General features: G+C 39.3%; 8 protein-coding genes. 7 read left to right on the top strand and 1 reads right to left on the bottom strand.

All coding sequences use genetic code 11. From position 1 onward, the window contains the following. Nucleotides 1–464 (top strand): DNA translocase FtsK (locus AC1DUW_RS16380; protein ID WP_477642975.1); only part of this gene is annotated, 464 nt, incomplete at its 5' end. Nucleotides 465–497: 33 nt separating this feature from the next. On the opposite strand, the gene AC1DUW_RS16375 is transcribed toward AC1DUW_RS16380, so the two are convergent. Next, the gene (locus tag AC1DUW_RS16375) at nucleotides 498–800 is read right to left on the bottom strand and encodes a DUF6509 family protein (protein ID WP_477642974.1); all 303 of its coding nucleotides are present in this window, start codon (nucleotides 798–800) and stop codon (nucleotides 498–500) included. A gap of 310 nt (nucleotides 801–1,110) precedes the next feature. On the opposite strand from AC1DUW_RS16375, the gene AC1DUW_RS16370 reads away from it, so the two are divergent. The 6 genes from AC1DUW_RS16370 to yfmF all read left to right on the top strand — a co-directional run bounded on the left by AC1DUW_RS16370 (nucleotide 1,111) and on the right by yfmF (nucleotide 8,329). Continuing rightward, a complete protein-coding gene (locus AC1DUW_RS16370; protein WP_477642973.1) occupies nucleotides 1,111–1,836 on the top strand; it encodes a GntR family transcriptional regulator in 726 nt (241 codons plus the stop codon). Nucleotides 1,837–1,997: 161 nt separating this feature from the next. Continuing rightward, nucleotides 1,998–3,089, top strand: coding sequence for a BMP family lipoprotein (locus AC1DUW_RS16365; RefSeq protein ID WP_477642972.1), 1,092 nt, complete (start codon nucleotides 1,998–2,000; stop codon nucleotides 3,087–3,089). 207 nt (nucleotides 3,090–3,296) lie between these two features. After that, entirely contained in the window at nucleotides 3,297–4,832 is a 1,536-nt protein-coding gene (locus AC1DUW_RS16360) for an ABC transporter ATP-binding protein (protein ID WP_053345383.1), read from the top strand. Continuing rightward, nucleotides 4,825–5,868 carry an ABC transporter permease gene (locus tag AC1DUW_RS16355; protein ID WP_053345384.1) on the top strand — a complete coding sequence of 348 codons (1,044 nt, stop codon included), beginning with the start codon at nucleotides 4,825–4,827 and terminating at the stop codon, nucleotides 5,866–5,868. Before AC1DUW_RS16360 ends, AC1DUW_RS16355 begins: the two co-directional genes overlap by 8 nt. After that, complete coding sequence (locus AC1DUW_RS16350; RefSeq protein ID WP_152952248.1) at nucleotides 5,869–6,828, top strand: ABC transporter permease; 960 nt, start codon at nucleotides 5,869–5,871, stop codon at nucleotides 6,826–6,828. Between the two features lie 217 nt (nucleotides 6,829–7,045). Then, a complete protein-coding gene (yfmF, locus tag AC1DUW_RS16345) occupies nucleotides 7,046–8,329 on the top strand; it encodes an EF-P 5-aminopentanol modification-associated protein YfmF (protein WP_477642971.1) in 1,284 nt (427 codons plus the stop codon). The last annotated feature ends 77 nt before the right edge of the window (nucleotides 8,330–8,406 follow it).

The following is an 8,406-nucleotide window of genomic DNA, read 5'->3' as shown; positions in this document are numbered from 1 at the left end:
CTTTTAGTGTATCATCGATGACAGATTCAAGAACGATTCTGGATATGGGGGGAGCCGAAAAACTGTTAGGACGAGGTGACATGCTATTCTTGCCGGCGGGAGCTTCGAAACCGGTTCGGGTCCAAGGTGCCTTTTTATCCGATCATGAAGTAGAGGAAGTCGTCACATATGTTATTTCGCAACAGAAAGCTCAGTATAATGAAGAAATGATTCCGGACGAAATACAAGAGACTTCTAGCGGTGAAGTCGAAGATAGTTTATACGGGGATGCTGTGTCCTTAATTATAGAAATGCAGACGGCATCTGTCTCGATGCTGCAACGTCGTTTCCGGATTGGCTATACCCGTGCTGCCAGATTAATTGATGAAATGGAAGCAAGAGGAATTGTCGGTCCATATGAGGGCAGCAAACCACGAAATGTATTGTTATCTAAAGATGAACAGGATGAAGCTCATTTATCATAGGTAATTAAAAAACCGGGCAGGCGCCCGGTTTTTTTAATTGATCATTGCTTCGTCTAAATGTTTAAAGCAGAAGTCAGAAATCATTGCTTCTTCCTCTTCCTCTAAATCAAAATCGAGTACTTCGTCGTTCCCTTTTTCATAAATATCATATTTAATCAGCTTGCCTACTTGTTCTTCAACAACAAATAGTACCCGGATATATAAACCATTCTCTGAAAAGAGCTCGTCTTCTTCCGGTACTTCAATATCCAAGAAATACTCGAAACGCTCTCCGGATAAAATCCCAAATGGATCATTCAATTTTTCAACGCTGTATTCTGTAATGTTTAACATCATGTGTTCATCCCTTCAAAGAAGATAAATACTATTATACAGGAAAAAAGTATCTTGAAAAGAAAGCTACCGATTTTCATTTTGCATTTATAAAAAAAAAATTTTATCTGATTTAGGAGAATAATCGTACAACTTCTACGGCCTTTACTAGAGTAAAAGGCACAGGTGAGGGTAATTTATCCTAAATTCTTTTATGTTAAATAGTAAAACACTATTTATTTATATCGAAAAAAATGTTATATTATTTTCGATTAGTAGGAATGATTCAACATCAGAGGTCTGATGTCTTAAGAAACTAGCTGGGGGAAACTGTATGTCAATTAAATCAGATAGTCGACATTTATATTTGCAGGTCATTGATTACCTGAAGCAGGATATTGAAGCAGGAGTTTATCAGGAAAATGAAAAATTMCCTTCTGAATTTGATCTTGCTAAAAAACTGGGAGTGAGTAGGGCGACACTTCGAGAAGCGCTGCGGATTTTAGAAGAAGAAAACATTATCATTCGCCGCCATGGAGTTGGAACTTTTGTCAATCCAAAACCTCGGTTTACTTCTGGTATCGAGCAATTAAAAAGTGTCACGAACATGATTGAAGAGGCAGGGATGAAGCCGGGTACGATTTTCTTAAGCTCGACGGCTCAAGAACCTACAGACGAGGATATCCGCAGGTTTTCTTGTTCACCAGATGAACGCATCGTGAGTATTGAACGTGTAAGAACAGCAGATGGCGAGCCGGTTATCTACTGTGTCGACAAAATTCCTGAATCAATTCTTTCAGAAAATTTTGAGCGTAATGATGAGTCTCTTTTTGATATATTGGAAAGAGATGCGAATCGGAAAATTACACATGCCGTAGCAGAAATTGAGCCGATCGGGTATCATGAGAAAGTTTCTCCTATCCTGAAATGTTCGTCAGAAGCCGCATTACTTGTTCTGAAGCAGATGCATCTGGATGATTGGGACCAGCCTATCCTATATTCTGTAAACTACTTTAAAGCCAATATGTTTAGTTTTCATGTTCTTCGGAAGCGAGTTTAGTTCAAAACTCTTACATACGGATGAATGCAAGCGTTTGTTTCGATTCTTAAAAATTGATCAAACGTATGTAAAAAAAAATTTACCGAGATGTGAAAACGCAAACATGAATGACTTTTCAGAACATTCCTGCTGAAAAATTATAAATCTTAGGGGGTAAAAAATTGAAAAAGCGCAAATTAGGTCTAGCTCTTTCACTTGTTCTTGCTGCTGGTACGCTTTTAGGAGCATGTGGTAATTCAGAGAATGATGATAAAGAATCTTCAAATGGAAAAGAAAAGAAGGATAACTTCACAGTAGCTATGGTTACCGATACAGGCGGCGTCGATGATGAATCGTTCAACCAATCAGCTTGGAAGGGAATTCAGGAATTTGGTAAAGAAAATGATTTGGAAAAAGGTAAAGATGGATACAACTATCTTCAATCTAAATCGGATGCTGACTATGCTAAAAACTTGAATACGCTTGTTCGTGAAGATTACAAACTTATCTACGGTATCGGTTTCCTTTTAGCCGAGTCTGTTGGTGAAGTGGCTGACCAACGTCCAGATTCACAATTTGCTATTGTGGATACAGTTGTAGATAAAAAGAATGTAGCCAGCATTAATTTTAAAGAACAGCAAGGATCATTCCTTGTTGGTGTAATTGCCGGTCTACAAACGAAAACAAACAAAGTCGGTTTTATCGGTGGAGTTGAATCTGAATTAATCAAGAAATTCGAAATTGGCTTTAAGGCTGGGGTTTTATCTGTAAATCCGGATGCGAAGGTAGAAGTTAAATATGCCGGAGATTTCAATAAAGCTGACATCGGGAAATCTACTGCAGGATCTATGTATTCTTCAGGTATTGATATCATTTATCATGCTGCTGGCRGAACTGGAAAAGGTGTATTTACTGAGGCAGTCGAGCAAAAACAAAAAGATCCTAAGAGAGAAATTTATGTTATCGGTGTAGACAGTGACCAAGCTAAATTAGGAGCTGTTCCTGGAACGGACGACAACGTTACTTTAACTTCTATGATAAAACGTGTTGATGTTGCAGTTAAAGACCTTTCTACGAAAGCCAAAGAAGGAAACTTCCCAGGTGGAGAAGTTATCGAATACGGTATCAAAGAAAATGGTGTAGGCATTTCTGATACAAAAGATAACGTAACTGAAGAATCTTTAAAAGCGGTTGAAGAATGGACAGAGAAAATTAAATCAGGTGAATTCGTAGTTCCTGGTACGGATAAAGAATTCAAAAAACTTGGTTTATAAGCTGTGATTTTARAGAGAGTAGGGAGGCATAATTGCCCTCTATTCTTTCTTTTCTACATATAGTTCCTTGAGACTGTAAAATATCGAATGAAAAACTATGATAGAATCGTAGTTTTTCATTTGGTTTTTTCAATAAAACCAAATTGGTAAGGATCAGCAATTTTCTAATAAAGAATCATTTACACTCATTTTAGGAGTTGATAATACGTGGAATATGTAATTGAGATGCTGAATATCCGTAAGGAATTCCCAGGCATCGTCGCTAATGATAACGTAACCCTTCAAGTGAAAAAAGGGGAGATTCACGCATTATTAGGTGAAAATGGTGCGGGTAAATCTACATTGATGAATGTTTTATTCGGCCTATACCAGCCAGAGCAGGGAGAAATCCGTGTAAATGGTAAGCCAGTCAAGATTACCAGCCCGAACATTGCCAATGAATTAGGGATTGGGATGGTGCATCAGCATTTTATGCTTGTTGACCCTTTTACAGTAACAGAAAATATAATTTTAGGAAAAGAACCTTCCAAAGGAGGTAAAATCGACTTAAAAGAAGCGAGTGAGGAAGTTAGGAAACTATCAGAACAATATCAGCTTCGTGTCGACCCTTATGCAAAAATTGCAGATATTTCAATAGGGATGCAGCAGCGTGTCGAAATTCTAAAAACGCTATACCGTGGTGCAGAGATACTGATTTTCGATGAGCCAACAGCTGTGTTGACTCCTCAAGAGATTAAGGAACTGATTTTTATAATGAAGGCTTTGATCAAAGAGGGGAAATCAATCATTTTGATTACTCACAAACTTAAGGAAATTATGGAGGTTTGTGATCGGGTAACTGTCATCCGCAAGGGGCAGGGGATTGGAACAGTGAATGTCAATGAAACGAATCCTAACGAATTGGCCAGCTTAATGGTTGGTCGGGAAGTTCTATTTAAAACTGAAAAAACGGCAGCCTCCCCCTCTGATGTTGTTCTTGATGTTAGCGGACTAGAAGTCAAGGATTCACGGGGAGTTTCAGCTGTCCGGAACTTGGAATTAACGGTTCGTGCAGGGGAGATTGTCGGGATTGCCGGTGTAGATGGCAATGGTCAATCGGAATTAATTGAAGCATTAGCAGGCTTAAGGAAGACGACAGCAGGGTCCATAAAATTAAATGGGAAAGAAATTAGGAATCTAAAGCCGCGCAAAATTACTGAATCAGGCGTGGGTCATATTCCAGAAGACAGGCATAAGCATGGCTTGGTTCTCGATTATAGCATTGGAGAAAATATCGTCTTGCAAACATATTATCAAAAGCCCTATTCAAAAGCTGGTATTTTGAATTCAAAGAGAATCTTTGAAAAAGCGCGTTCATTGATTAAAAGTTACGATGTTCGGACTCCAAGTGAATATACGCCAGCTAGGGCCCTTTCTGGCGGGAATCAGCAAAAGGCAATCATAGGAAGGGAAGTTGATAGGAACCCAGATCTATTGATTGCCGCGCAGCCAACTCGCGGACTCGATGTTGGGGCGATTGAATTTATTCATAAACGCCTGATTGAACAGCGTGATGCAGGAAAAGCGGTACTTCTCATTTCATTCGAATTAGAAGAAATCATGAATGTGAGCGATAAAATTGCCGTTATTTATGAAGGAGAAATCGTCGCCATTGTCAATCCTAAAGAAACGACTGAACAGGAGCTTGGTCTTCTTATGGCTGGCAGCAAGCGTATGGAAGCAGGTGGAAAACAAAATGTCTAAGTATTTTTCTAAATTAACAAGTCCAGTGATTGCGGTTATCCTTGGCTTAATTGTTGGGGCGATCATCATGTTAGTAAGTGGCTATGATCCAATTGCAGGGTATAGCTCCATGATTGGTGGAATTGTTGGAGATTCGTATTATGTAGGAGAATCCGTCAGGACAATTATTCCTTATATCCTCGCTGGTTTGGCGGTAGCCTTTGCTTTTCGTACGGGTCTGTTCAATATCGGAGTCGAAGGGCAATTAATTGTTGGTTGGCTGGCCGCAGTATGGGTAGGGATTGCCTTTGATCTTCCAAGAATTATCCATTTGCCATTAGCGATCTTAGCGGGAGCAGCTGCAGGTGCTTTGTGGGCATTTATTCCGGGGTATTTAAAAGCTAAGTTTCGAGTACACGAAGTAATCGTTTCTATTATGCTGAACTATACAGCTTTATATGTAACGAATTATTTAATTCGGAATGTAATGACAGACAAGCTAGATAAAACTGAAAGAATTGCTGATACAGCATCACTACGGTCTCCTTTCTTTGAAAGCATTACGGATTTTTCCCGCATGCATTGGGGAATAGTCGTAGCCATTATTTGTGTAATCATCATGTGGTTCATTCTCGAAAGAACAAAAACGGGATTTGAACTGAAAGCGGTAGGATTCAATCAGCACGCATCAGAGTATGCAGGGATGAGCGTTAATAAAAACATCATTCTTTCCATGGTTATTTCTGGTGCATTTGCAGGCCTTGCTGGTGCCATGGAAGGCTTAGGGACCTTCGGTTATGCTGCGGTCAAAGGTGGATTTACAGGTATGGGCTTTGATGGGATTGCAGTAGCCTTACTAGGAGCGAATACGGCTATTGGAGTAGTTCTTGCTGCTTTATTATTTGGCGGTCTGAAGGCAGGGGCCTTAAATATGCCGCTCGAAACTGGCATACCAAGTGAAATTGTGGATATTGTCATAGCATTAATTATTTTCTTCGTCGCATCCAGTTATTTTATTCGTTGGATTGCCGCTCGATTTAAGAAAGGGGTGAAATAAGTGGATTTTTACCAAGTATTACAAATTATTATTCCATCTATGATTGCTCTAGCTGCTCCACTTATATTCACTTCACTCGGAGGAGTGTTTTCTGAACGAGCAGGTGTCATAAACATTGGTTTAGAAGGATTAATGGTCATTGGTGCCTTTACAGGAATTGTTTTTAACTTAATGTTTGCAGATGTTTTCGGGGAATGGACTCCATGGCTGGCTGTTTTAGCGGCAATGATTGCTGGATTGTTATTCTCAGTTCTTCATGCGGTGGCGTGTATAACTTTTAGAGCTGATCAAACGGTAAGTGGGGTTGCAATCAACTTATTGGCTGTAGGCCTCACTATGTTTTTAGTGAAGCTGATTTATGACAAAGGCCAAACAGATCGAATTACAGAAACATTCCCAAGGATCGATGTTCCTTTATTAAGTGATATTCCATTTATAGGTCCTATCCTTTTTTCAAATGGTTATTATATTGTCTATATAGCTATTTTGATATCTTTTGTCGTATGGTATGTACTTTATAAAACCCCATTTGGTTTAAGGATTCGTGCAGTAGGGGAGCATCCTATGGCTGCTGATACGATGGGGGTCAATGTTACGAAAATCCGCTATGCAGCGGTTCTGCTATCTGGTGCATTTGGTGGAATCGGCGGTGCGATTTATGCTACTATTTTTTCGAATGAATTTAATCATGCGACAATTAATGGTCAAGGATTTATGGCCATTGCCGCTATGATTTTCGGTAAATGGCATCCAATCGGTGCGATGGGGGCAGCGCTATTCTTTGGATTAGCCCAGAGTTTAAGCATTGTAGGATCGAGCCTTCCTTTCTTCAAGGACATCCCATCCGTTTACCTATTAATCGCGCCTTATGTACTAACAATCATAGCATTAACAGGCTTCATTGGCCGCGCAGATGCTCCAAAAGCTTCTGGTCAGCCATATATTAAAGGGAAAAGATAAGTTATTAACCGGTCCGCTTTGTGTGCTGACCGGTTTTTCCTTGTTACAGAGAGGAAAGATTTAAGCAATATGTGGAGTCCTTGTTGAAATAAAAAAAATAGCTGTAACTTGCATGATTTTTCCTTTCGCATGTATATTTTAAGTAGATGTTTAAAAGGTTACCTATCTACAAACAATAAGCTAATAAAGTTGAATTATATATTGAGGAGGATTATTCATGTCTATTGCTTCCGATACAATTACGGAAAAAAGCGGCTACAGGCTTCACGTGGTCCGCACGGATAAATATAAAACGAATACTCTCGTTCTGAAAATGAAAGCACCGTTGACAAAAGAGAACGTTACATATCGTGCATTACTGCCATATGTGCTACAAAGCAATACAAGTAAATATCCTACAACACCCGAGCTTCGATCTTATCTTGATGATCTTTATGGAGCAGGGTTTTATGTCGATGTCGCTAAAAAAGGAGAATACCAAATCCTAAGCTTTACAATCGATATCGTCAATGAAAAATTTCTAAGTGACCCGACGCCGCTTCTTGAAAAGGCTTTTATGTTGTTATCCGAAGTGATATTTCATCCAAAGAAAAATGGTGAAGCCTTTGACCACAAAACGGTCTCTAATGAAATTCGGTCATTAAAACAGCGGATTCAATCAATTTCCGATGATAAAATGCGGTATTCTGCTACACGACTTGTTGAAGAAATGTGCAAAAACGAACCATATGCTCTAGAAGCGAGCGGGAATCTACAAGACTTGGAGACGATTACCCCTGAGTCCCTTTTTACCTATTATAAAAAAGTATTAACTGAGGATGAAATTGATTTATATGTGATCGGAGATATCGATGAAGCAGAAGTTGAAGTCTTAGCTGACAAATATGTCTCCCTCCTTCCAGATCGTGTGCCGGCAAGGCTGCAGAGGGATACAGGTAAAGAAGTAKGTAAGGAAAAAGAAATCATTGAGAATTCTGACGTGAAACAAGGAAAATTGAATATAGGTTATCGAACCCATGTCGCGTATGGTGATTCGGATTATTATGCACTACAGCTATTCAATGGGATTTTTGGTGGCTTTTCACATTCAAAGCTTTTCATCAATGTCCGGGAGAAAGCTAGCCTTGCCTATTACGCAGCCTCCAGGCTCGAAAGTCATAAAGGCCTTCTAATGGTTATGGCAGGTATTGAAAATGCTAACTATAAGCAAGCACTAGATATTATTAATGAACAAATGAATGAAATGAAGCAAGGGAATTTTTCTGAAGAAGAACTGGCACAGACAAAAGCGGTCATTAAAAATCAGCTTCTTGAAACCATTGACGTTTCGAGAGGTCTGGTCGAAATTTTATATCATAATGTGGTTTCCGGCCATGATATCTCACTCGACGAATGGTTTGCAAAAACAGAGCAGACGACAAAGGAAGAAATCGTCGCCGTTGGTCAAAAAATTCAGCTTGATACGATCTATTTCCTAACAGAAGCGGAGGTGCAAGGGTAATGGAGAAAATAGTATTTAGTCAATTGAAAGAAGAGCTTTTCCATGAAAAATTGGAGAATGGCCTTGAAGTATATATT

The organism is Peribacillus sp. P4_C12 (genome assembly GCF_056402095.1).
The sequence above is the reverse complement of the archived record's forward strand: the minus strand, read 5'-3'. Positions and strand labels throughout refer to the sequence as shown.